Genomic DNA, 25,346 nt, shown 5'->3' on the forward strand with positions numbered 1-25,346 from the left:
ATAAGGTTAAAAAATGTCAAGTATTAGCCCATTTCATGTTTCTCAAGGATCTAGCCCAAGCTCATCACCTCCTCGCTCTCCTCTCTATCCCATCTCTCCTGAAGAGAAAGGATTGCAAGATCTTTTCTTTAAAGTGCGTCAAGCTAAAACATCTCCTTCTATAACTCCCCCTGAAAATCATTCTCCTCAATCGTTATCCCCTACAAAAGATGAGGAGACATTCTCCTTTATCACCCCTTATCAAAACGGGGCGCAAAAAGGGAAAAGACTTTTTAATGAAGCTCTAAGTGACAAAGAAGCTCTTTTGCTCCCTTCTCCTCTTCATCAAGACTTTCCTAAGAAAAATAAACCCCTCCTGACAACCTCTCCTTCAGAAGACCGTCCTTTATTTCCTCTATTTAAAGATGTGTTATCTCCTTTTAAAGAGCTCTCTTCTCTTCCTCCTCTTCCCTCTCCTGCTAGAGTTAAGCCCCGGCCTCAATTTTTTGAAACAGGGATTCCTTCTCACTCTGTGAAACCTCCTGCAACACCTCGAAAAAACCTTGCCCCCTCCTCTCCTTTTTCTAAAGTTCTTAGCTGCGCAAAAAATGCCTTTTTGATGATCGGAGGAAAAACTGTTTCGTTAACTTTTCTCGATGAAGGGTCTTACATGAATGTGTATCAGCCAGGAGATACGCCTCTTCTTGTCCCTTCGCTCAGTAATCAAGCGGTCGTTGTAAAGCTGTATCACGGAAAAAACACAGGCCTTAGCTCTCAGCAGCTAGAAAAATGTTTAGCCACTTCACTGAGGTCTTATAAGCAAACCCTTGATTATGACATTCCTGTTGCTAAGATCTATAACGTAGAGACGGCGTTAACAGACTGCTTCTTGATTCAAGAAAAAATACCCCATCCTATTCAAATCACTTCTTATCTTTTAGAGATCTTTCACTTTTTTGAGCTCTCCTTAAAGCATAACATCACACTTGATCTTATCCCGGATAATTTTAGAGTCAAAGAAGATGGAACGGTTGTTCTCATTGATTTTGTCGAAGACGCATCAGAGGGGATTGAGCTCTTTCTCGAACATGCTCTTTACTCTTTATGTGAAAGGTATTTAACAGAGACAAAGAGGGATAAGGAAAAAGCAGAAATGTTATTAAATCTCATCCTAGAGAAGCTCCCTGAGCTGATCCGTTTCATTTCAAGTAACAGATGGAAAATCACTCTTGAAAAAGCCATTGATACCTCTTCCTCACCGTCAACGTAGTGCACTACAATGTAACAAAAGCCTCTTTAAGCTTATCGGCAAAAAGAGCGTGGTATAACAGCCCTCTGGAACCTAGGGCTGTTATAACATATTGAAACTTCCCTATTTGATGCAAAATAGGGAAATAGTGCGCCCGGTTTGTCACCCGGATTCCAGATCTACACTGAATAATGGGGTAAGACGGCTTTAAAAGACGCGTAGCTGTTTCTAAGCAAGGCTCTTCATGGATAAAATCTCTTTCATATGTAGCTCCTATATGACATTCATAGGGGTTTTGAGATAGCGCGGTATAGACCGTAGAGGAAATGCTTCTTTCTAAAATAGTGGGGAAATGGCATGTGAGAAGCTGACCTTTTACAAAGCCTAAATTAAGCCCCTCAAACTCTTTAAAAAACCGGATACCAGCTCCTACTGCAATCACACATCCATCAAACTGCTGAACATCTCTTAGGGATGTGATTTCTTTATGCTCAAAATCTACCCCGTTTTGTTCACAAAGGCGCCATAACCCTTGTAAATATAACGAAGAAAAGACGGTCCACCCTGAGGTGATGAGATGTTTATTTTCTCCTAAAGAAATCACATCACTTAAAGGACTCGTGATGAGCCCCTCTCTTAATATCCCTCCTCGGTGTGCGGTAGGTACTCCTAAAGCCTTTTCTGCCTGATCAATCAGCGCTTTAGCTTTCATTAAAGCCTCGTTTGACTCCCAACTTAAAAGCCCCTTTTTTCCCGCATACGGATGCAAAAGCCCAGCTGCAATGCCTGAGGCGCCCCCGCCAACTCCTTTATGATCAAAGATCACCACTTTACATAAAGAAGAGAGTGCATAAGCCGCTGATAAGCCAGCAAGTCCAGATCCTACAACAGCTATTCTTTTCATAGCCATCTAGAGGTGAGAAGAGTTAGCTGTTTTATCCTACTTCTCTTTAGAAGATAGCACAGCCCTTTCTTTTGATGCATGATAACACCTGGTAAAAGAAGCTAATTTATCACACTTTTTTCTTAAAAAGAACTCTGTTTTATGAAGGGCCATTATAAAGATACCGAGGCCTGATAATGGGAGTCCCTCTTCCCTCTCTTGCCTCAACTCTTTCATACACAATTTGCCTTGCAATGCCCACCGTTCTTGACATCCCAAAAAGAAGCGGGAAATAGAGCGGGTAGTTAAAGTTAGCAGCAGCTAGCATCACCCCTGAAACGGCATCGACATTAGGATAGGGGCTTGCAATTTTAGGATTTTCTTGCAGCACACGCACTCCCACTGAGCGGAGTAAAAAAGCTGTTTGAACAAGAGGGTGGTTCTGAAAATGCTTTTCAAGATAGTCATACATGACTGTCGATCTTGGATCTTCAATCCGTAAAACCGCGTGCCCAAACCCAAAGATAAGCTCATGCTGCCGTATCTTTTGACGCATGAGTTCCTCTATTTTTTGCGCTGTGATATCCCCTTTTGTCTCTATAAAAATCTTCTGTAAAAACTCTAAAGCATCTTGATTAGCTCTTCCGTGGCGAGGGCCTGCTAAGGCGCACATGGCAGAGGCAATAGAGCCATAGAGATCCTCTAGCGAAGAGGCGACGGCTTTTCCAACAAACGTCGATAAATTGCCTCCCCCATGATCATAGTGGAGCACGTTAAAAAGCCGCATCGCCTCTTCCATTTCCCGTGTTTGTTGAGGCACTCCCAGCATGTGGATAAAATTTTGAATGTACCCAAGCTCTGGACAAGAAGGGGTGTGTTTCCACCCTGCATGCAAGTTGATGACTAATGCGGTGATTTCAGGGATGATCATCACAAGATGTTCGCAATCTTTTTGATACTCTCCTATGCTCTCAAATATCCCGGCAATCAAAAGCGCTAATCCCAAAAGTTTCATCGGGCTCCCCTGAAAGGGAAGCTGCCGAATTGCTTCAAGGGTTTGCGGCTTAAGGTAAGAGGCTCTATAGCGCTTGGAAAAATAGGAATTGACCTCTTCTTGGCTCCCTTTTTTTCCCTTGAGAATTAAATAAATACCCTCTTCTGCACTCCAACTAGCCACTTCTTTAATCGGAAAGTTAGCATAAAAAAGCCCCTCTGTTGAAGTGACAGTTGATGTAGGACAATACCCCACGGGAAATCCTCTTAAACCTGTTTCTAAATGCTCTTTTTTAATCTGGAATAACACACCCTCATCCATGCTTCTCCCCTCACAGTTTAATTGTTTTTTTATGAGCCTAAAAGAGCGGTAATGATCCGTTTTTCTTCTAAAAGCTCCTCTTCTGATCGTTTAATCTTTTCTCTTAAAGAAGAAGAGAGCTCAAGAGAGGGAACAATCTGAATATTTCCTTGTAAAGTTCTTTGGCAAGGAAAAGAAAACACAATACCTTCATGAACGCCGTAAGGGTTGTGATCAGATAAGAGCCCAACAGAAAACCACCCGTTTAAGTCGGTAGGAAAAAGAAGAGATTGCATGGTCTCTAAAGCAGCTTTTGCAGCAGAGGCAGCAGACGATTTTCCTCTTGCTAAAATCACTTCTCCTCCCCTCTCTTGCACGGTTTTGGGAAATGTATGCTCCAGCCAGATGTGATCTTCAATCACATCTTTTGCTCTCTTACCTTGGATGGTGACATAAGAGTAATCCACAACCTGTGTTAAAGAGTGATTGCCCCATATAATCATCCGTTTGACAAGATCAGGATTCACCTTAGCTTTTTGAGCTAAAAGAGAAGTTGCCCTATTGGCATCAAGCTGGGTCATGGCATAACAATGATGACTTTTTGCATACGACTGCAAGATGAGGCAATTCGTATGACAAGGATTTCCCACCACTAAGAGCGTGGCAGGAGAGGCTGCCACTTGTTCTAAAATTTTACCCTGCTCAGCAAAGATATGGCCATTATCTTGTAAAAGATCACGTCTTTCCATACCAGGGCCTCTTGGTTTTGAACCTAAAAGAAACACCGTGTCTACTCCCTCTAACACTTTTTTAGCATCATCCCCATAGATAATGTGATTTAAGAGAGGGAAGGCGCAATCTAAAAGCTCCATCTCTACCCCTTTTAACCTGGGCATAGCCTCTTTAACATCTAAAAGATGAAGATCAATGTTTTGCTCTTGTCCAAAGAGCTGTCCCGATGCAATTAAAAAAATTAAACTGTAGGCAATCTGGCCGCACGCTCCTGTGACTGCAACTTTTTTAACACCCTTTGCCATCAAGCTTAATCTCCTTTTTAAAAGATCCCCTTAAAGTGGATTGTAATGGGGATTCCTATTAGAATCAAATAATTATTTTATCTTTTTTAATCTGAATGTGATAAAATGAAGTTATGACAAAAGATATTTCCCCTTATTACGGTTCATTTAATAAAGCCTTTCCTTTAAAAGAGAAAAAGCAGTTTATTGTCTATCAAGAACCTCCTTATCATCTTTATCTCTATCCCTTAACGCTCCCCTCACCCTCTCACATTCAAGAAAAGAAGATCATTCATCATACATTTGTGAATTTAGATCACGCAGCTACTCAAACAGCTTACGCCTCTAATAAAGCAAATTGGACCTCCCTTTCTTCTTCTCAAAAAGAGCGCCGTATTTATCAAGCAGCTCATAACCTGATGCCAAGACCTGATTTTGACACTAAGCTTTTCATTCAAGAGCCTCTAGCTCAAAAACAGGGCCTCATCTCTTATGCTGTATCGATCCTTAAACAAGTCATTCCTTCTTGTTCAGAAGAAGCATTAACTCCTCTAGCTAGCTGCCTCTTTTCTCACGCATCAAGCCTCTCTTCTTTTAAAGATCATATTAATATCCAGATTCAGCAGCTTCTTAACTCTAAGGCTTCTTCAGATTCTCGTAAGGAAGGTCATGCTTTAGCAAAAGAAATGTTAAAGATGTATCAAGAAATCCAAACACTCACCTTAAGCCGTATTGAGTACATTAGGCCTCCATCTATCTTCCACAACCAATGTTACACCGATCATGAAGGGGAAAAAGTGTGGCTTAGTCAAACTCACCCCTCTTCTTACGATAGAGAGCATCTTGATATTCAAAACGGGCGGCTGATGCTCAGTGATAAAGGGCATGTGATTTATTCAACAGGACGGATGGAAACAAGCCGTAAAGCACATCAAGCCGTTTCTAAAATCATCCACCAAACTTTTCTTTCAGGACAAATTAAAGAAGAAGATCTCCTCCTTCAGGAAGATGGCACCTATCTTTACCCTTTTATGGTGGAAAATCTGCTCAGCACCGTGGCGACAAGTCATAAAGAAAGAACATACGTCCTTCAGCAGCAAGAAACATTAAAAACCCTGGCTTTAAAGCCGTATACAGCAGTGCTAAATAATGGAAAAGAGATTCAGCTTAAGCTAAAACCGCTTCACTTTTCCTCCCATGCAAATTTTAATATTCTTCTTTCTAACTGGGGCAACTTTAGCTTTAATGGATCAGATATTTCTCAAGCCTTCTCACAAATAGCTTATCAAGAGCTTGAAGCCATCTATCAGTTAAAAAGAGAAAAGCTCTCTTCTGCATTACAAACCTATCTTGATCAAGTTTTTTGTGATCTTAAAAAAGCAAGAGAGCCTGAGCATCAATGGATACTGCGCGCTTCTATCTCTGAAATCTTAAACATTCCGTATCATGTTCATTGTAAAAGCAGTAAAGATAGGACAGCTGTAGCAGCTGCCATTAGAAAAGGTATTCACACCTTTATTTCCCTAGAGAAATGGAGAAAAAGCAGCTCCCTTTTTACCGTTAGCCCGGTAACTCTTTTTCATAACCCCATTTTTAGAGAGTATACAGAATCCGCTTTATTTGAGAGCTTACCAATGACAGATCAAGGGATTGGGATGATAGGAAGCTTAAGAGGGAACACCTATACCCCTAACCGAGGATTTGATTATCAAAAATCTATTTTTGAAAATAGAATACCCTCCTTTGTGCTCTCAGAGAGATATATCACAAAAACATCTCTTTTAAAAAGATCCATTCTTGTCTTATCAGCGATTGTACTCTCTACCATCACCATGATAGCTTTTATCTCCCTCTTGCCTTTAGTGGCTCTTTTTCTTTATTTAAAAGTGGGAAATAGAGCCTTAGAAATTTTGAAATATCTCTTCCTTTTTATCGCTACCTACCCTTTAAAATCTGCGCTTCGTCAAGAGTGGATTAACCGTGAGTCAGAAGCGCTCAAAGAGAGAAGCTTTTTTAGAACCTCTTTTACCCCCCTCATCGATCAAGCGGCTCAAAGTCTGCAAGATCAATTAGAGGCTCTTGATCAAACCGATTATCAAAGGGTCATGAAGTGGATTAAAGAAGGGGATTCTTTTTCTTTAAAAGATCCACAATGGGACTTTTTACCTCCCATCTTAACGCTTCTTGTTAACCACTGGCAAATCCTTCACACGTTAAAAAACCCCTCTTCTCGCTTAAAAAACCTCTTAAAAGAAGTAGGGACATCTCCCATTATGCTTTTTAGGTATCTTCATCTAATGACAGAAGAGACGCTTTCTCACTACGCCTCTAAAACCCTCATCCCTTGGCCAGTTGAGAGTTTTCTGCCTCAAGGCAACAAAGAGGAAAAACTGCTGAAAGAACTGGTTCTTGACGCTCCAAGATCTCACTATATTGTAAAAACTCCTCACCAAAGAAAAGAGTTTTCTAAATTGCATAATAACCATACAGGCAAAAATATCACCGAGGCTTTACTTGAGCTCTCTTGCTTTAAAAATACAAACACGGTTCCTCATGCGATTCAACTCGCGCTAACTCAAGCTTCAAGTTTAACCTATATACTCTCAACAATCGGGGGCTTACTAGAAGAGTCAGGACTTGCCCCTCTTAACTCAAGCAATAGAAAATATTTTATTGAAGAGGGAGATAGCACCTCTTTTTGGCTGATGATTCAAGAAGAGAGCTTTATCACAGATCCTAATAACTCTTCTAATAAACTTCATTTTTACTATAGTTACAGTTTTAAAATTTCTAAAGGAAAAGAGGGCCAGTGGAAATCTGCATTTATCAGCCTATCTCCTGTCTCTACCCATATTGATACGGTCTTTAATGAGATCCTTAAACCCCTTTCACCCCCATCATCTCTTGATGAAGAGATCCATAAAAATGAAATAGCGTTTCTTCAAAGAGAAATAGTTTCTCTTTTCAAAAAATACGCCTCCTTTAAAAATCCCCCTAAAAATCAAAGCCTCCTGAAAGAAAAAATACTTTCTTACCATACACTCTTAACAGAAAACCTCTCTTCGTATTTTCTCACAGGAAAAATGATGACATCTTGGACTCAGCTTAGCTGTGATACATTAGAAATACATGCATTACCTAACGATCTTCAATCTCTTTATATCTCTTTACTTAAAACCTCTTTGCAAAAACTCTCACGCAAAGAACAAAAAACCTTTACAGAAGAGATGTTACAGCAGCTAAAGCATAAAGCGTTTAAAAAGAGCTTTAAAAACAATACAGCGGCGCTACTCCCCATTTTCAAAGAAGTGCTCTCTGATGAAGCCTTTACGCAAATTGAAACAGAAGTGATCACGAAATAAGAGAGATCTTAGAGTATAAAAAAGAAAAACAAGGATGCGGTTACCAAGATTTGAACTTGGGACCTCGACATTATCAGTGTCGCGCTCTAACCAACTGAGCTATAACCGCGGATGTTGGAGATTAGGAGATTCGAACTCCTGACCCTCTGAATGCAAATCAGATGCTCTACCAACTGAGCTAAATCCCCATGCAGAATAAGGGAAAAAGATACCGCAATAACCGTTTTATTGCAATACCTTTCCTAAAAATAAAGAGATAAAGAGGGATATTACCCCTCTTCATCTCTTTTAAAAAAATTACTATTGTGTAGAGCTCTCTTCTTTTTCACTAGAAGAAGATTTACTCTCAGGACGCATGATCGGGAAAAAGAGAACATCTCGGATCGAGCTTGCCTTTGTAAAGAGCATCACAAGCCTATCAATACCAATCCCAAACCCGCCTGTTGGCGGCATCCCTTGACAAATCGCTTCAATGAACTCTTCATCAAGAGGGTGAGCTTCTGCATTACCTTCTTCTCTTAAGCTGTTTTGATGCACGAGAAGCTCTCGTTGAAGCTCTGGATCATTGAGCTCTGTATAGGCGTTACAGATTTCACTTCCCATAATAAAGCTTTCAAACCGCTCTACAAATCCCTCTTTTCTTAAAATTGGATCGCGGTGCAGTTTACATAACGGAGTGGTTTCAATAGGATGATCAGTAATATGGTGCGGCTGAATGAGATGCGGCTCAGCGAGCTCTCCAAACAGTTTTGCAATTAAAATGCCTCTTGGAGCTTTATTCATCTCCTCAGGACTTTGGCCTAAATCTATGACCATCTTTCTTAACTCGGCATCTGTTTTTTGATGCACATCAATCTTTGCATAGGTTTTAATCGCATCGATCATGCTCATCCGGATCCAAGGGGCTTTTAGGCTAATGGTTTGATCTTGAAGCGTAATATCTGTCGTTCCAAAGAGCTTGAGCGCTAAATGCTCAAAGAGATTTTCAATGAACACCATCACATCGGTGTAATCCCAATACGCTGCATACGCCTCAACCATGGTAAATTCAGGGTTATGGGTACGGTCTAATCCTTCATTTCTAAATACTTTAGAAATCTCAAAGATCCTCTCCATTCCTCCCACAATCAATTTTTTTAAAGAAATTTCTAAAGAAATGCGTAAGAACATCTCTTGATGAAGGGCTTTAAGTTCTGTGGTAAAAGGAGTAGCTTCTGCTCCTCCGTAAATCGTTTGTAAGACAGGAGTCTCTACTTCTGCAAATTGCTGCGCATCAAAGTAGTTTCTAATAAGACGCAAAATTTGACTTCTTGTTTTAAAGGTCTCCATGACATCTTGATCAGAAATGAGATCTAGCCACCGTTTACGGTATCTTGTCTCAATATCAGAGAGCCCTTTATGTTTATCAGGAAGAGGGAGTAAAGACTTACAAAGAACAGTGAGCTCTTTAACAAATACAGTCAGCTCTCCTTTTTGCGTACGGAATATGTACCCTTCTACACCGATAAAGTCTCCAAGATCTAGTTTCTTTTCGATGAATTTCATCGGAGTAACATCTCCTTCTAAAGAAAGCCCGGTAACTTTTGTATCATCCCGGCTAAACATCAGCTGCATTCTTCCAGATGCATCTTGAATTTGAGCAAAAGCGTTTTTTCCCATCGACCGAAAGAGAACAAGCCTGCCTGCTAATTTAACACACTCTGTTGCACCCTCTTTAGCTGTTTCACTATCTCCTGTCTCTCTTACCTCATACTTTTCATGAAGCCCTTTTGCTTGATGGAGTGGTTTAAAGGTTGCAGGATAAGGATCAATGCCAAGACTTTTGATCTCAGAGAGTTTCATTGATCTATTTTTAAATTCTTCGTGCGCGTGATAAGAGGGTAGATTCATGGGTGTTTCCTTGTCTGATACAATCTCTTCTTGTGCTTTAATTAAAGGGTAAAGCTTTAAGATAAAATGATTTTACGCTCCTTGAAAGACAAAATCAATCACTCTTTCAAGACTGCTGCAGCTTATCAAAGATAAATATACATATTTTTGTTTAATCTGTAAAAATGCGTCCTCTCTTCTCAAGAGTAAGAAGATGTTCTTAGAAGTTTTAATAGCGCCTTTATCCAACACTACTGCACATCACTTGATCTTTATCAGCTTTTTATCCCTTAACGCTTCAAATGCCTCTCAAGATTTAGGAAAAAAAGAGAATTTTCTGATCCTCTACCAGTTTTTTTCCAAAAAGCCAGGCCTCTTTAGTTTTATTGTTTTTCGATAAAAATCACAATTAAAACAATCATATTTCACATTTATTAAAAATAAACGTAAATATAAAAAACATTTAATAAATTAAATAGATTGAAAATATTACAGAAGGCTTTTATATTCCTGCCAAATAAGTTAGCAATCCATTTCACCCATTTAGGAGTTTATTATGGTAGTTCCAGCTTCCTCTTCAGCAATACTTTTTAAGACCACTTTAAACGATTTGCCCCCCTTTGTTACGTTTGAACTCGATTTAAAGGGAGGTGCATGCTCCCTTCAATATGCATGGAGAAGAGATGCCTCTTTTATCTATACCATCTTCAAAGATTGCGTAAAAACGGCAAGCTGGTTTGGTACACTGGGGATGGGAGCTGGCGGGCTGATCACAGCCGGTACAAAATTCGTACTCAATAAGCTCGATGCTCAGCCACTTGCTATTAAGAATAAAATCTATACGGATCTTAAAAAACAGGGACAAATTCTTTGGAATAGAGCAGAAAGTCGCATCCTTTTTCCAGATAATGCCTATTTAAAAGCAGTACTGACAGGAGCTGGAATTGGCGCCGTAGGAGGTTTTGCCTTTGGCATGCTGTACGGCTCACACCGCATGATCAAAGTGTCTATTGCAAGGCAGCAAGCCCTGCAAAAATCTCATCAAGAATCGGCAAAAGCGCAGGCTATTTTAAAGTTGTTTCTAGAAAATAAAGCTGAGGCTCTTGACTGGGAGTGCCCTATTTCTCAAGAGATTATGGCTTTTCCAGTAGCTACTAATTGCGGGCATGTTTTTGAATTTTTTGCCTTATCCCTCATGATGCAAAATAGCCCTCTAAATGCTCCTAACAATTTACATCCATGTCCTCTATGTAATACCTCCATTTACCAGATAAGCCGCGAGCAACAAAAAATTAAGCCTATTACTGAAAATGCTCATATCATTTTTAATAAGCTTGAACAAATTTTAGTGCGTTCTCATTTAATCGATGGCCTTAATGCAGATGAAATCAAAATCTCTGTTGAAAAGGGACAAACCTTTATCAATCGTCCTATTGAAGAACTAGCTGGCTATCTTGCGGGGAATGAAACGCTTTTATCTAGGGAAGAGCTCTTTGCACTTGCGGCCTATATTTTAAGCCAGTTTAATAGATTTCATTACAATGTTCGCCAAGTTTATTATTTGAGTAGCGACACTCTTAATCGACTTCAAACAGAAAAAAAAATTTCTATAGAAAATGCAGAAATGATTCGAAAATCTCTTCAAGATTGGTATGAGAAAAGGGAATTTATTCCACAAAATTGCACGCTTGCTAGAAAATTTTATAATGCGTTATAAATCATAGGAAGTTTAGAGGTTATTTATGCATTTTATTGGTTCTTTAGGACAAAGAATATCAAGGTTATTTGATCCCTTATTCTCCTTTGAAAGAGAATTTGACAAAGTCTTTAAGAATTCTTTTGCGAGTGATAAAGATAGGGAACATTTCTTGATGAAAGATGTTAAAGTTCCCACTTACCCCATTGACATCTTTAATCAAACTAGACTTTTAGAATCTAAAGAAGCGTTTAGATTCATCCCTAAACCAGAAAGCCCTGAAAAGATGACGGCTCATATTATGAAAGGGTTTCTTCAATCAAGTTTTAGCTGTAATGCACAGGAATGGATTGAAGGGTATTATGTGGACCAGCATCTTTCATCGCTCATTTCTTTAGAAAGCATTTCAAAACTTTTTCAAATTGTGAAAGAAAAAGCCCCTAAGTTAGTGAATGAGCCCTGCGTTGATCGAGCATTTCTCTATGATGGAGCATACCGTAATAATAATGAGGTAACTGATGCAGAAAGGTTCTTTATGAACCGCATTACCGGACGCCTTGCCATCTATTTTGAGAAACAGGTATATGAAGAGATGGGGCCTCCAGATTTTAAAAGTAAAGCTAATTTAGAGGATATTACACAAGCAGTCAATAAAGGATTGCCTTTAGCCTGTAAGCATCTATCCTATGACCTGTCTGAAAAAGATATCTACTTCGCATATATGCAAAAACTTTATCAAGAACGTGATAAAAGAGCTTTTAAATGGTTTGAAGAAGCGTTTGCTAAAGACCTAGAAAATAGAGCCCTTAATCCTGAGAGTCCTCTTACGCATTTGGTGACCATCCCAACTTTTGAGCAAGAGATTTTGTCAAAGAGAAGAAAGCTTGCTGCAAAAATTACACTGACACCCATTCTTTTAGCATTAAGTGTAACGTTAATCTATCTTGCCATTAAGCACCGAGGTCTCTTTCGTCAAGGAGTGATTGCCATTGAGAAATTTCCTATGCGATTTGGTCTTAGTGCCCAAGATGCAAAAGGCGTCATCACTTTAAGCAAAATGGTAGGAGGCATCATCTTTCTCAATACTGCATGGGGACGCCATATTATCGCCTCTACAGCAGTTAGAGTGGCTAGGTTTTTCGCTGAGCAAATCGATTAGCTACCATCAACATAGGGTCTTTACCAAATCAGTGAGAGACTTAAGGCATGTTGTGCAAATATGATGAAAACAGTGATGTCTTGAAAAACCTATTTTCAAAAAAACCAAGCCTGATTTTTCGCATGATTTGCAGAAAAATCATTTAAATGGCAAATGCGCATCTATTTTTATTGAAAGATATGATGTATACACCTGTAAGAAATTTATTTTATCCATTTAGGAGTTTATAATGACAGTTTCAGCTACCTCTTCAGCACTTCCCAAGAATACTTTACTGGAGTTACCCCCTTTTACAGCGTTTGAACTGGATTTTAGAGGAGGGGCCAGCTCTCTTCAATACAGATGGAAAAGAGACCCCTCTTTTATCTATACCGTATTCAAAAACTCTATGAAAACAGCCCCTTTGTTTGGATCATTAGTCATAGGAGCTGGAGGCGTGATCTTAGCCAGCGCAAAGTTTATACTAGGTAGGCTGGATCATCAGCCGCTAGCCATAAAAAATAAAATCTACACAGATCTTAAAAAACAGGGGCATATTCTTTGGAATCAAGCTCAGCATTCTATCTCTTTTCAAAATAGTCCCTATTTAAAGGGAGCGCTTATCGGAGCTGGGGTTGCTGTGATAGGAAGTTTTGCCCTTAAGATGCTCTACGAAATCTGCTATCCCATTCAAGTATCTCTTGCAAAGCAGCACGGCGTGCCAAAATCTGATCAAGAATCAGCTAAAGCACGGGCTATTTTAAATTTATTTCTAGATGATAAAATTGAGGCTTTTGACTGGGAGTGCTCCCATTCTCATGAAATCATGGCTTTTCCCGTAAAAGCTAATTGCGGACATGTATTTGACTTTTTTGCCTTATCTCTTATGATGCAAAAAAATAGCTCCTCTTCTCTTAGGGATTTACATCCCTGTTCTAGATGCGATACCCCCATTCATCAGATGAGTCATGAACAAAGCACAGTAAAGCTCATCACGGAAAATGCGCATGTCATTTTCAATACCATTGAACAACTTTTAGCTAATTCTCATTTAATTGATGGCCTTAAGGCAGATGAAATCAAAGCCTCTATTGAAAAGGGGCAAACGTTTACTAACCACCCTATTGAAACACTTGCTGGCTATCTTGCAGGAAATGAATCTCTTTTATCTCGGGAAGAGCGGTTTGCGTTTATCGCCTATGTTTTAAGTCAGTTTATTCCCTTTCATAACAAAATCAGATATGTTTACTCGTTAAGCAGTTTTATTATAAAAGAAAAGATTTCTCCCAAAAATGCAGAAGTGATTCAAAAACCTCTTCAAGATTGGTATGAGAAGAGAGAATTTATTCCACAACATTGCACACTCACTAGAAAATTTTATAATGCGCTATAAATCCTTAGAGATGCTTAATACTATGTATGCATTATTGAGGATCAAGGATACTTTGTTGATAAGTCTCCTGATTTCTCTTTGAAGGAGCCTTTAGCAACCTATCTCAAAATCATTTTGCTCTTTTTTTAAGCCCTTCTTGAAAAAAGTGTGTCAAAAAAAGAGCCTAAAATGAGAAAAAAAGCTATTGTTTCCTCCACACCTATTTTGAGGCCTTATGAAAATCACTCTTCAGCACTTAAACACATGGTATCAAGATCACCTCCCTTGGATCTTAGACAATTATATATCCTTATTAAAGATCCCCTCGATTAGCACCGATCCAAGTTATAAAGACTCTATTCAAGAGGCTGCTGAGTTTGTCATGGATCAACTTAAATCTATGCATTTTAAGGTGGAAAAGTGGGAAACTGCTAAACATCCTGTCATCTTTGCCTCGTATGAAGTGGGCCCTTCAAAACCCACTCTTCTCATTTATCACCATTATGATGTGCAACCCACTGACCCTTTACAGGAATGGAGTAGCCCTCCTTTTGAACCTCTACTCAAAGACAATGCCATTTATGCAAGAGGAGCCTCTGATAATAAAGGTCAGCTGATGTATACACTCACTGCTCTTAAAGCGTATCAAGAGCTCTCTTCTTTTGGACTTAATATTAAACTCTTCATTGAAGGGGAAGAAGAGTGCGGAAGCGTAGGGTCTCGTTTAATTTTAAAGAGTAAACAACAAGAGCTTCAATCGGATTATCTCCTCATTGTAGATACGTTAATACCCTCTATTGACACGCCAGCTATTACCATTGGATTAAGAGGACTTCTTACCATGGAAGTTGTTTGCTCAAATTCTACTGTCGATCTTCATTCAGGGGCTTTAGGAGGTATCGCTTTAAATCCTAACCAAGCGCTTGTGACCTTGCTTGCCAAATGCTTTGATGATCAAGGAAGAGTTATCATTCCTGGATTTTATGAAGGTATTGCTAAACTTTCAACGGAAGAAGAAAGGGATATGTTTAAAGAGGTTGATACAGCTTATTTAACTAAGCAGTTTGGACTTCAAGCGTTTCAAGGAGATACAAGTGAGATGCTATGGGAGAAAAATACACTCCTTCCTACCTTTGAAATTAATGGAATCACAGGGGGCTATACAGGGCCTGGCTTTAAAACAGTCATACCTTCTAAAGCGTCTGCTAAAATTTCATGTAGACTCGTTCCTCATCAAAACCCGGAAAAGATTTTTGCCTTAATTCAGGAGTTTTTAGCGCAGCACGCCCCCAAAGGCATCACGCTAACACTTCATTACGACTCAGGAGCCCCTGCTGTAAGATCGTCATCAAACACACCTCTTGCTCTTGTATGTGCAAAATCTTATACTGAAGTGTTTGAAAAGCCGTGCCAAAAAATCCTCTCAGGGGCATCGATCCCTCTTGTGACAGATCTTGCTGCTTGCTGCAATGCAGAAGTGGTCATGATGGGAATGATCTTAGATTCAGATCAAATGCACGCTCCTAATGAACACTTTGGTCTAGAACAACTTCGAAAAGGATTTTTAACGATGGCAACAATTTTAGGAAACCTCTCGGAATGTTAAAACTGCTCTCTCTTTTCTTACTGCTACTTACCGTAGCAGAGATGACGTTTGCTCAAGGATTTTTTACGCCTTTTTGGATCTTAAGCATGATGATCACTGCGGCCCTCTCTCTTTTCATCTCGTGTATTCAAACAAGTAAATCGGCTTTATCTAAAGAAGAAGAGCATCTATTATGGCAAATGAAGCTTGCTGAGGTGGAAAATAGAGCCTCTCAAACAATTGATACTCTTCATCAACAAATGCATAAAATCACTAAACAAGCTGGGCTTTCAGAAGAGAGGTGCGTTGCGTATCAAAAGCTCTCAGAAATTCATCAAAGAGAAACAGAGCACTTAAGAAAAGAGCTTCATCATATGAGTGAAGAGCTCATCACCCAAGAGCGAAAAATCTGTATGCTCTCTTTACAAAAGCTTGAGCCTGATCTTTTTGGATTAACCAAAGAGGCTCTTTCCTCTCAGATTCACTGCTCTTGTAATCCGCGTCATCTTTACGACAAGATCACAAGAGCTGAAGAGGCAAGAGATGTCATGCGCAAAGAGCTTCACATTTTAAAGCAGCTCCTCAAATCCAAAGAGCCTAAAAAGCTCTAAGATACCGAGGGAAGTGTGAGGATTTCAACGCCATCTTTGGTGACAACAAGTGTATGCTCCCACTGAGCGCTTGGTTTTAAATCAGAGGTTCTGACAGTCCATTTATCTTTTTTATCAAAAAACCCCGATCTTACTCCTGCATTAATCATCGGCTCGATGGTAAAGGTCATGCCTTCTACAAGAGGAATATCGATATCATTAAAATGGTGAGGAATTTGAGGCTCTTCATGAAGCTCAAGGCCTACTCCATGCGCTACAAACTGATCTACAACAGAGCAGTTTTGAGATCTTGCATACTCTTCAATCACTCTCCCAATCTCTGATACAAAAACACCCGGTTTTACAATAGCAATGGCTCTTCTTAAGCACTCGTAAGACACATCTACAACTCTTTGCTTCTCTTCATTAACTTGTCCAATCATCACCATAGCGCTACAATCAGCACAAAAGCCATTCACTTTACACGCAAAATCAATGTTAATGATATCCCCTTTTTGTAAAGGTGTATCGTTTGGAATACCGTGACAGATCACTTCATTTAAAGAGGTGCAGATGCTTTTAGGAAAAGGAGGTGAGCCGTATCCTAAACAAGCAGAAATAGCGCCAGCTTCTTTGCACCGTTTTTCTGCGAGTTCATTGATTGCATTGGTTGTTACGCCCTCTTGAGCTGCATCACAGAGCTCTTTTAAAACATTCGCTGCAAAGATGCACGCCTTTCTAATCCCTTTAATCTGCTCAGGGGTTTTGACTAAGATCCCATATTTTTTTTTGTACTCTTGGGCAACTGCTTTTGCATCCGATGCTGGCATCAAAGGGTAGTGACATTTTTTCCATTTGGCATTTTTTCCACACCAGCACATACTATTTCGTTCAATCATAAAACACTCTTTTTAAGCTAAGACCGTGAGCAGGAGCTGTCACTCCCATCTTTTTTCTGTCTTGAAGTTCAAGGAATTTGGGGATATCACTGGGTAAAATCGCACCCCAACCTACATATAATAAGGTTCCTACGATATTTCGGACCATCTTATAAAGAAACCGGTTCCCTTGGATATGAAAAACAAGCCGGTTATGTTCTAAACTGTGAACGGTAATCAAAGAGAGATCACACACATTATCCTCTTTCTTCTCATTGGTGAGGGCTGAAAAATCTCTTCTTCCTATCAAAAAAGGAATGGTTTCCTCAATCTGACTTAAGTGAACGGGTTTCACAAAATGCCAAGAAAATAATTTATGAAAAGGGCTTTGCACTTTCCCTAAACAGACGTGATAGTGATACTCTTTTCCTTGAGCACTCAGTGTTGGATGAAAAGAAAGTGGCATCACTTTAGCATTTAAAACCCTAATATCTTTGGGAAGAAGTGCATTGAGGCTCCTTTCAAGACTGTCCATCACAACAGACTTTTCTGTAAAAAAATTAATCACCTGTCCTTCTGCATGCACTCCCCGGTCTGTTCTAGAGGCAGCTTGAAGAATAACCGAGTGATTTAAGATTTGCTCAAGCGCTTTTTGAACACTCTCTTCAATACTTGGGCCCTCTTTTGTTTTTTGCCATCCTAGGTAACATGTGCCATCATAAGCAACCAAGAGCTTAATATTGTTCATGGGAATAAGTATAGCAAAAGAGATTCTCAATGTCTAAGGCAAGTAGGAGATAGTATATGCCCTCTTCTTGACGCTCTCTTGTTTTAAGTGAGAGGCATTGAATTAACACATGGTCCCCTTTGTCTTACACATAACCTGATGTTCTTTAAGGGATAAGAATCTTTGATTCTTCTCTTTCTTAACAACGGCGTTTTAAGAGAGGATTCAAAATAGCCGTTTCTTTCTAACTCATAAACCTTTTTTCGGCTTTATCAATAATTTCTTGTACTAAGGTTGTTCCTCTTGACTCTGCTTCATTACAGAGTTCTTTTAAAACAATCATAACTCTTGCTCTTCTGTCTTCTGTGCGCTTTTTTTCAGAGGCAGCATCAATGTAATCGTGAGCGCTCCTCCAATAAAATCTTTCTTTTAATAGTGTGTTTTTATAGAGGGTTTCTTTAAAAACATAGGTAAAATAGGTGGGATTTTTTTCTAAATCATCAAAAGTTAGATAATCCTTACCACTCTCTTGCATTTCTTTTGTTTGGCAATCAAAAGGAACATGTAGCCCCTGTTCATTCAATTGTTTTATAAGCGGATATGCAAGGATTTCAACGCGCTCCTTACCCTGCTCATTAAGGGTCATTTTAATCCAGGCTTCACATGTACGTGGATGGATTAATACTCTAGATTCCATATTGATTCCTTTTATTGATGAAATAGTCTTATAACCTGTATTCCGCACCTTCTCCGCAAGGTGAGACCAATTTTGATGATTTTTTGTTTGATGGGAAAATAGGCTTTAAGAAATTGGGCTAAATATATCTAATCGAAGGTTTTTTTGCACTTCTCATACAAAATTCAATAACTACTTAGGATAATATGAGAAATCAGGAAGCAAAAACCTAGATCCTATTTCATATTTGCAGATGATACCGGCCTTGTGGGAACCCCTTTAGGCCATCTCTTCAGACCTCAGCATGAAAATCTCCTATAGAGAGTCTATTAAGCTCATAGATATCAATGTGCTTAAGGTTCACATCAATGCCTTTGTTCCTAAAAACCTTGAGTTTTTCACATCAAGACCTGTTTACCGGTTTTTAGGAAACAGGTGTAAAGAAACCATACATATTCAATATAAACAACTTAAGATCTTATATTTTGATAAATAAAACGCCCTGACCAGCCCTTAGACTAAAGTACTATAGAAATTCATGGAGTTTCTAAAGAATTATTCATCTTATAAGGAACAATAAAATCGTGATGTTTTTTCTTAAGACCTATGCATTGACGTGCAACTACCCCTATTTTAGAGGGAACCTGAGACTTTGAGGCTGTTTTATTAACATGGGCCTTTGGCTTTTCTATTTCTTGGATATGGTGCTTTACAGATGGGTTCAAGATAGCGATTGCCTCCTTAGCTGCATACTCCTTTTCGACTTCATCGATAATTTCTTCTGCTAAGGTTGTCCCTCTTGACTCTGCTTCTTCACACCTCTTTTTTAAAGCAGCAATGCCTCTTGCCCAGCTCTCTTCTACTTGCTTTTTTTCAGAAGCAGCATCGACATAATCATTTGTATTCTTCCAAAAAAATCTTTCCTTTAATAGCTCATTTTTATACACAGTTTCTTGAAAAATTTGTGTGAAATAATCTGGATTTTTTTCTAAATCGGTTAGATGTAAGTGTGTTTTATCATTTTCTCGCATCTCGATTGTACGTAAATGAAGAGGAACTCTCATACCGCGTTTTGTGAAACGTTCTATAAGTTCAGGTGCAAGAATTTCCACTCTCGCCTTACCGTAAGAATTAGGGATCATTTTAACCCATGCTTCAAATGTGTACGGACAAATTAATAATTTAGACTCCATAACAACCTTTCCTATGTAACGAACTTTATTTTATGAAAACAATCAAATAATATCAAATCGATTTATATTCACAATTAATTATCAGATTAAGCGATCATTTAGAATAATTTACAATCTTCTATATGATGTGTGTTGCATATGTTTCGGAAGCAAAGCTTAAAATGAAGTGAAAAAACTGTGCGTGTTGTGCTAACTCATAAACACTCAAAAAAATAAAGCAAACCTATTACGAAAGACGCCGAATATAAAAAAACTTACTCGGTATCTCTAATCATTCAAATAAGATTTATTTTTATCTCTAGGCTTGATTGTATCAATGAGTGCCACGATTTGATCAACAGTTTTGTTGATATTTAGAGTTAATTCTCTAAGAATTTTTCCTATAAGAATAATCCAATCTAGCATCTTCTCTGTATCATTAATAATAAATTTGGTCAGCCTATTTTCATTATTTAGACATTCTTCTAATATATCTCGATATTGTGTACAATTTTTCTCCGAAAAAAGATCTCTAACTGAATGATCTAAATCAGAAAATTTTAAATGATGTGAAACATCATCAATAATTTCAATTTGACACATTGTAGCAGACCCTATTTGAAGTTTTAGGCTATCTTCATGATCAATTCCATAGCATGCATATAATTCCCCCTGTTTTCTATAGAGTAAATTTGATCCATTTCTATCATGATTTAAAAAAAGAAGGTCAAAAATAAGAAGCTTTTGTAATGAGGAAAACATCAAAACCTGTTTATTTTGAGGGATATCCCTAAATGGTATCGCATTTGGAATAAAGGGTTGAATTGTTCCTAATATCCCCCGAATTTTAATTAAAAAGACTGCGGGTATAGGAAATTGTTTATGAAAATTCATTTTAAAAGCAAAGTGTTCACAGTCTCTTCTATAGAGCATACGCTCTAGCTGTTTTCCCTCCAAATTCATTACCGGTTTAAAAACCCACTGAGGGTGAAAATCCTGTGCTTTTAAAATAAAAACAGGATTCAAATTGTCTGATGAAAGCCAATCTGTTGCTGTGTAAATAGCAAAATGATTAATTAAGTTAATAATTTTAGGATCAGAGCTTATTTGTAAAAGTTGTGAAATAGAGAATAAATCAACGCCCTGATCTCTTGCAATAGTACGTATTTTATTTACATGAGCTTTGCTTTTTTCAGTAATAATTGAAAAATCAGCTTCTTTAGGAAGAGCTTTTAAACAATTAACCAAGGTGTAAATCACTTGAACAGGATGCGGTGCAATAAATGATTGCTCTTCACCTAAATAGTTTTGAACAAAAGGAGCTAATTCTGAATTAAATAAATAACGATAGGCCTGATGAATAAAATCCTCTGTTAATATTTTATTTTCAATATAACCTCTTAATAACTCTAAAATTTTTTCTAATTTTTCTTTAGGAGAAAGAGCTATATTCATAGGAATAGAAGAAGATTGAATTAATGCTTCCAAAGACTGAATCGCCTTTTCAAAAGTCAAAGGAATCATCTTTGGGGCATTTATTTTTGAGATATTTCCTGAGAATGGCTTTTGAGGAGGTGTTGCATTCTCCTCATGCGATTGTAAAAGATTAGGCTTACTAGGTTCTTGATGATTAAAGGATAAATCACTCTTTTTTTCAATTGGATTAGTCAGTAATGAATTTGTAGTAGTAGTGAGTAGAACCTCTCTTTCCTTGGCAGACTTTATCGATTCTTGATGAGTTGGAAACGATATTATATTTTGCATAGAAACAGATTTCTTATCTTGTGGTTTAGGTGATTGCATGATTACATCATGTAAGGGAGCCTGTTTTTTAATAGGAACAATAAATTTATTCCTAGCGTGAACTGACTTTACTTTCTCTAGAGAACTTGGATTTATATTTTGGGTTGTTTGGGTAGTTGTTGTTTGAAGAGAAGTGAATCCTAACTTATTTGGTTTTGAATAAGTCCTTTGCGGGTTGAATGTGTTTTGGATTCCTTCTTTTTTTAAAGTCCCTTGAGAAGCTTGAGCCTCTTTACCTAGGGATTTCTTATTTGAACTAAGAAGTAATGAAGATAGAGTTTCTGTTCCAATAATATGAGTTTTTTTTGCCTCTTCTTTTTGAGAAGAAGAAATCACGCCTTTCTTTTCTTTTTGATAGATTTTCAGAGAAGCTTCTCCATCACTCTCTTCACTCTCAGAACTTGATCGAGCTTGTGAATGAATATTTGGAATGTTTATCCCCATATCACGCTCCTTTTATTATTCAATATTAATTTTATTAATAACATATTTTATATTAAAAATTATATTAATTTAATTAATCAATGAAATTAATTTCTTATTTTTATTAATTTTTAAAAATTAAAATTATGAAATATTTTATAATAAAATTTTATTAAGATTCTGAATAAGAGCCTATTACATCAATTTCTTGGAAAAGAATTCTCAAAATATAAATGAAAAATATTAATTAAGATAAGAAGTAACTATTCAGATGCTCCTTCTTAACAAAATCAAATGCGATGTGAATCTATTTAAAATGTCATTTTTTGCTGAAAAATACCCAAAATAGCATGGTTTTTTATTAAAAAATTTCATTTAGGGATATTAGAAAGCTCTTTTTTCAAGAAAAAGAAAGGGGGGATCTGAATAGTTACGGAGAAAAATTAACTGAAGATGAAAAATCTTAATGCACACTAGACATAGAAAAAGAAAAGAGGCCTTTGCTATGCACGCAAAGACCTCTTTACATCACAGAAATGAATCTTTCTTACAGATTACCCTTTTGAAGATAGGGCAAGTTCTCCTTGAGAGCTTTTAAGACCAAGAAATATTTCTACAGCTTTCTTTCCACTTGCTTCCATTTCCTTTTTCTTTTCATCACTGACGTTAAAATCAAGAAGCGTTACTCCTTTGACTTTTACTTGAACAACTCTGCCTTGTGCTGTATCAAGCGATTTTCGGATGATTTCTTCTGCATGAAAGTAAGTGCTTGTAACTGCTTTTACAAGTTCTTTTGCAGTCTTAATGGAATCTAAAGAAGAAGGTGTTTCTGGTTCATGATCTCCCACTTCAAGAAGAGAAAAGCCCATCGTTCTTCGGTTTGTTTTTTGACCTACAAACTGAGGATCTTCTTGGTATTTCTCATCATCAAAAGCCTCGATAGGGAAATTTTGAGCTAGCCCTCCGTCTACAAATTGCCCATAGCTTTTATCTTCGTTTGGTTTGCCTTGACTATTTTTAAACCGTAAATGGTAAGGAGTAAACACTCCAGGGATAGAGACAGAGGCTCTCACAGCATCTGCAATAATGAGATCTTTCCACTTAGTATCTTCAGAGCTAAATCTCACGACTTCAGAATGAGATCCTGTGTTGACATTGAGGGAAAAAACATGAAGATGTTTATATTTTAAGGGAGATCTTCTGACAAGATCAGCTAGCTCTCCAAAGGTGCAGTTATCTTTTTTCGTCTTTGCTTTAATAAGCTCTTCTACCCACTGTAAAAGCTCATTTCCTGCACATAGCTCAGTTGTGCTTGAGAGTTGATGAAAGAGCTCCTTTGCCGGCTTAATAAGGTTAAAAGAGTGGGTATTTTTCCAATATGCTCCTAGGAGTGCTTTGATTGCAGATCCTTTTGATCCATCTTGAACCGATTGAAAGAGTTTTTTCTCAAGCTCTCCTTGAAAATCCAGTAGCTCAAAAAAATCTTTATTTAAAGGATCTTCAAGTTCTTTTGCATTATATCCAACTGCTAGAAGAGCTGCTGTAATCGCTCCTGCAGATGTTCCTGCCACACGTTTGACTTCCACCATCAAATTTTGCTGATTATTTACTTGAGCAGTGCTGATTCCTTCTGATTTTCTTAACTGAGCTAGAATATTAGGATCTTCAAGTGCTTTAAGCACCCCAAGATAGGCATACCCCTTAGGACCTCCTCCTTGAAACACTAAATTAAGAGGCGGTCTGCGGCTATAAGTTGGAGGTGCAGTTTTTGCTGTTCGGTTCATGCGAGGAAGTGTTTCTAAAAGATTTTTACATCTTATTTCTTGAGAAGTTAAGTCTTTTCGGCCGCTTAAAAGTGCTAAAGGAGCTCTTCCTTCATCATCTGGACTCACTAAGCTTGCCCCTAAATAATCTAATAACTGAATCGCATCAGGTTGTCCCCCTTGCACCGCATAATGAACAGCTGTGCCTCCTGCTTCTAAGTCCCCTTCATTAAGACGCGTATACTGCTCATATAGATACCGTATAGCGTAGAGATCTCCTAAAAATGCAGCGAGTTGTAAAGGCGTTCTTCCTACAGGATCTGTCATTTCAAGAAGTTCAAGAGTTTTGCCATATTTCTCTTGAAGAAGATGGGCTAACATCTCAGACTGATTACACTGAATTGCAAGATGTAACACATTTCCAACCTTTGGAACCGGCTCAAGAAAATTGAGCTGTTTTAATCTGTCACTTTGAATGAGCGTCTCTAAAATGGCAATATCTCCTCTCATCACTGCAAAAGCAAGTGGGGAATAGCGGTCCCCGGTGTAGGGATTGACCCAAGCATCTCTTAAAGAGGAGAGCTTTGCAAGTTCTAATGTAGAGGCTGCATCTCCCTTTTGAATTGACCAATGTAGAGATGTAAATCCTCCCTTATCTTTACTCTTAACACTAGCTACTCCTGTATTAATTAAAAGAGGAATGAGAGCGCTTTGCCCTTCCATTGCAGCAATATGTAATACATCTCTTCCAAAGAAATCTTGAGCAGAAATTAAGGCTGTATCTTTGAATTCTCGCAAAATCATTTCTACTTTTTCTTGATCCCCTTTTTGAACAGCAGCTCCCAAAAGAGAGAGTCCCTCTGAATTTCTTAAAGGAATAAAAAGATCTTTATCAAGATCATCCCAGTTAAGATTTTGATCAGCAGATAAAAGTCTATCAAAGCATTGATCTGTTAAAAGAGCAATTTCATTACCACACCCAGTAGAGAGTTCTTGAATGTCTCTTTCTTGAAGCTTAAGATCTTTAAGCGCCCTTGTCACTTGATCCATCTTTACAGAAGAGAGCGCCTGTTCTTGGAGCTTAGATCCCTCTTCAATAAATTTCTCCTGACTCTCTCCAATAAAGGGGGAAAGAACTTGAGGGATAAGACCTTTATTTACATTAAATGACTGGAAGTAAGTCTTGGATAATACAATTGGATTCACCATAAAAATCGCTCCTCGCTGGAAATTAAATAACGCCTGATAAGGCCACTTAAAAACGTAATAGTAAACATTTTTCAGGTGCATTATTTACAATACGTATTTTTTATCCAACTTTTTTTTCTAGCTCATTGTGTGATTGCCTATCAATTGTTTCCTCCTTTCTTTTTCTTCTTCATGGCAGCAATCACTGCCACAAAGGGAAGTCCTGGATAAGAAGATCGTAAAAGGATAGGAATCACTGTTGCCATGAGAGAGGTGTTAGAGTGCCACCTGAGGACTTTTCTTTGCCCAAGAAGAATGCCAATGAGAAGTGTCATGAAGGCGCTTTCATACTGTGCAGGAAGAGGTTTAGAGGCTTTTTGTAACGAGTTACTTAAGAGCGGGGATAATTTCCGTGTTGTTTGATGAAAGATTTGAATCATCAGGTGATATACAACCCAAGCGATAGCGGTATACCCTGCTGATCTAGCGCCTATCCGTCTTTTCCCCCTGCTACGGATAAACCCTACACAAAAGGAATAAGAGGCCCATTTGAGTAGCCCCAATGCCATGTGAGGGTTAAAAGGTGTCTTTACCTGAGAAACAAGAGAGGTGTTAGCTAATGATTTGTTTAAAGGGGTTGTAGTCATCATAAAATACTCCTTTTTTGATGAAGACAAACACAA

Annotated in this window: 20 protein-coding genes and 2 tRNA genes; 8 read left to right on the top strand and 14 right to left on the bottom strand. The window is 38.2% G+C overall.

Annotated features, from left to right (window positions below; genetic code table 11):
• The first annotated feature begins 13 nt into the window (after positions 1-13).
• Positions 14-1,249, top strand: coding sequence for a hypothetical protein (locus ACI7T6_RS04570; RefSeq protein ID WP_404665207.1), 1,236 nt, complete (start codon positions 14-16; stop codon positions 1,247-1,249).
• A gap of 4 nt (positions 1,250-1,253) precedes the next feature.
• On the opposite strand, the gene ACI7T6_RS04575 is transcribed toward ACI7T6_RS04570, so the two are convergent.
• The 3 genes from ACI7T6_RS04575 to ACI7T6_RS04585 all read right to left on the bottom strand — a co-directional run bounded on the left by ACI7T6_RS04575 (position 1,254) and on the right by ACI7T6_RS04585 (position 4,442).
• Positions 1,254-2,132: an FAD-dependent oxidoreductase gene (locus tag ACI7T6_RS04575; RefSeq protein WP_404665208.1), complete on the bottom strand. Its 879-nt coding sequence runs from the start codon at positions 2,130-2,132 to the stop codon at positions 1,254-1,256.
• Positions 2,133-2,271: 139 nt separating this feature from the next.
• Positions 2,272-3,426 carry a citrate (Si)-synthase gene (locus tag ACI7T6_RS04580; RefSeq protein WP_404665209.1) on the bottom strand — a complete coding sequence of 385 codons (1,155 nt, stop codon included), beginning with the start codon at positions 3,424-3,426 and terminating at the stop codon, positions 2,272-2,274.
• Between the two features lie 29 nt (positions 3,427-3,455).
• Positions 3,456-4,442 (bottom strand): malate dehydrogenase, encoded by a 987-nt coding sequence (locus ACI7T6_RS04585; RefSeq protein ID WP_404665210.1) that lies wholly within the window; start codon positions 4,440-4,442, stop codon positions 3,456-3,458.
• A 113-nt stretch (positions 4,443-4,555) separates the two neighbouring features.
• Between ACI7T6_RS04585 and ACI7T6_RS04590 the strand changes: the two genes are divergently transcribed.
• Complete coding sequence (locus tag ACI7T6_RS04590; RefSeq protein WP_404665211.1) at positions 4,556-7,783, top strand: hypothetical protein; 3,228 nt, start codon at positions 4,556-4,558, stop codon at positions 7,781-7,783.
• A 35-nt stretch (positions 7,784-7,818) separates the two neighbouring features.
• Here ACI7T6_RS04590 and ACI7T6_RS04595 read toward each other — a convergent pair.
• From ACI7T6_RS04595 to lysS, 3 genes are all read right to left on the bottom strand, one after another.
• A tRNA-Ile gene (locus ACI7T6_RS04595) sits at positions 7,819-7,892 on the bottom strand.
• Between the two features lie 6 nt (positions 7,893-7,898).
• A tRNA-Ala gene (locus tag ACI7T6_RS04600) sits at positions 7,899-7,971 on the bottom strand.
• Positions 7,972-8,083: 112 nt separating this feature from the next.
• Complete coding sequence (gene lysS, locus ACI7T6_RS04605) at positions 8,084-9,673, bottom strand: lysine--tRNA ligase (protein WP_404665212.1); 1,590 nt, start codon at positions 9,671-9,673, stop codon at positions 8,084-8,086.
• Between the two features lie 535 nt (positions 9,674-10,208).
• Between lysS and ACI7T6_RS04610 the strand changes: the two genes are divergently transcribed.
• From ACI7T6_RS04610 to ACI7T6_RS04630, 5 genes are all read left to right on the top strand, one after another.
• Positions 10,209-11,369, top strand: coding sequence for a hypothetical protein (locus tag ACI7T6_RS04610; RefSeq protein WP_404665213.1), 1,161 nt, complete (start codon positions 10,209-10,211; stop codon positions 11,367-11,369).
• Between the two features lie 25 nt (positions 11,370-11,394).
• Positions 11,395-12,507, top strand: a complete 1,113-nt coding sequence (locus ACI7T6_RS04615; RefSeq protein WP_404665214.1) for a hypothetical protein — start codon at positions 11,395-11,397, stop codon at positions 12,505-12,507.
• A gap of 229 nt (positions 12,508-12,736) precedes the next feature.
• Entirely contained in the window at positions 12,737-13,879 is a 1,143-nt protein-coding gene (locus ACI7T6_RS04620; RefSeq protein WP_404665215.1) for a hypothetical protein, read from the top strand.
• A gap of 214 nt (positions 13,880-14,093) precedes the next feature.
• Positions 14,094-15,464, top strand: coding sequence for a M20/M25/M40 family metallo-hydrolase (locus ACI7T6_RS04625; protein WP_404665216.1), 1,371 nt, complete (start codon positions 14,094-14,096; stop codon positions 15,462-15,464).
• On the top strand, positions 15,458-16,054 hold the full coding sequence (locus ACI7T6_RS04630) for a hypothetical protein (protein WP_404665217.1): 597 nt from the start codon (positions 15,458-15,460) through the stop codon (positions 16,052-16,054). The genes ACI7T6_RS04625 and ACI7T6_RS04630 overlap by 7 nt, the downstream gene beginning before the upstream one ends.
• Here the strand turns inward: ACI7T6_RS04630 and ACI7T6_RS04635 are convergent.
• From ACI7T6_RS04635 to ACI7T6_RS04650, 4 genes are all read right to left on the bottom strand, one after another.
• Complete coding sequence (locus tag ACI7T6_RS04635) at positions 16,051-16,929, bottom strand: methionyl aminopeptidase (RefSeq protein ID WP_404666137.1); 879 nt, start codon at positions 16,927-16,929, stop codon at positions 16,051-16,053. The genes ACI7T6_RS04630 and ACI7T6_RS04635 overlap by 4 nt on opposite strands.
• The gene (gene truA / locus ACI7T6_RS04640) at positions 16,925-17,659 is read right to left on the bottom strand and encodes a tRNA pseudouridine(38-40) synthase TruA (RefSeq protein ID WP_404665218.1); all 735 of its coding nucleotides are present in this window, start codon (positions 17,657-17,659) and stop codon (positions 16,925-16,927) included. The genes ACI7T6_RS04635 and truA overlap by 5 nt, the downstream gene beginning before the upstream one ends.
• Entirely contained in the window at positions 17,646-17,768 is a 123-nt protein-coding gene (locus ACI7T6_RS04645; protein WP_404665219.1) for a hypothetical protein, read from the bottom strand. Before ACI7T6_RS04645 ends, truA begins: the two co-directional genes overlap by 14 nt.
• Positions 17,769-17,882: 114 nt before the next feature.
• Positions 17,883-18,383 (bottom strand): hypothetical protein, encoded by a 501-nt coding sequence (locus tag ACI7T6_RS04650; RefSeq protein WP_404665220.1) that lies wholly within the window; start codon positions 18,381-18,383, stop codon positions 17,883-17,885.
• Positions 18,384-18,618: 235 nt separating this feature from the next.
• Here ACI7T6_RS04650 and ACI7T6_RS04655 point away from each other — a divergent pair, with 235 nt between their 5' ends.
• On the top strand, positions 18,619-18,810 hold the full coding sequence (locus ACI7T6_RS04655) for a hypothetical protein (RefSeq protein WP_404665221.1): 192 nt from the start codon (positions 18,619-18,621) through the stop codon (positions 18,808-18,810).
• Positions 18,811-18,850: 40 nt separating this feature from the next.
• Here the strand turns inward: ACI7T6_RS04655 and ACI7T6_RS04660 are convergent, their stop codons facing one another.
• The 4 genes from ACI7T6_RS04660 to ACI7T6_RS04675 all read right to left on the bottom strand — a co-directional run bounded on the left by ACI7T6_RS04660 (position 18,851) and on the right by ACI7T6_RS04675 (position 25,313).
• A complete protein-coding gene (locus ACI7T6_RS04660; protein ID WP_404665222.1) occupies positions 18,851-19,507 on the bottom strand; it encodes a hypothetical protein in 657 nt (218 codons plus the stop codon).
• 267 nt (positions 19,508-19,774) lie between these two features.
• On the bottom strand, positions 19,775-21,733 hold the full coding sequence (locus tag ACI7T6_RS04665) for a hypothetical protein (protein WP_404665223.1): 1,959 nt from the start codon (positions 21,731-21,733) through the stop codon (positions 19,775-19,777).
• 533 nt (positions 21,734-22,266) lie between these two features.
• Positions 22,267-24,684 carry a patatin-like phospholipase family protein gene (locus ACI7T6_RS04670; RefSeq protein WP_404665224.1) on the bottom strand — a complete coding sequence of 806 codons (2,418 nt, stop codon included), beginning with the start codon at positions 24,682-24,684 and terminating at the stop codon, positions 22,267-22,269.
• A gap of 140 nt (positions 24,685-24,824) precedes the next feature.
• The gene (locus ACI7T6_RS04675; protein ID WP_404665225.1) at positions 24,825-25,313 is read right to left on the bottom strand and encodes a hypothetical protein; all 489 of its coding nucleotides are present in this window, start codon (positions 25,311-25,313) and stop codon (positions 24,825-24,827) included.
• Positions 25,314-25,346 lie beyond the last annotated feature (33 nt).

It is taken from the genome of Rhabdochlamydiaceae symbiont of Dictyostelium giganteum (assembly GCF_964291045.1).
Lineage (GTDB): Bacteria > Chlamydiota > Chlamydiia > Chlamydiales > Rhabdochlamydiaceae > PALSA-1444.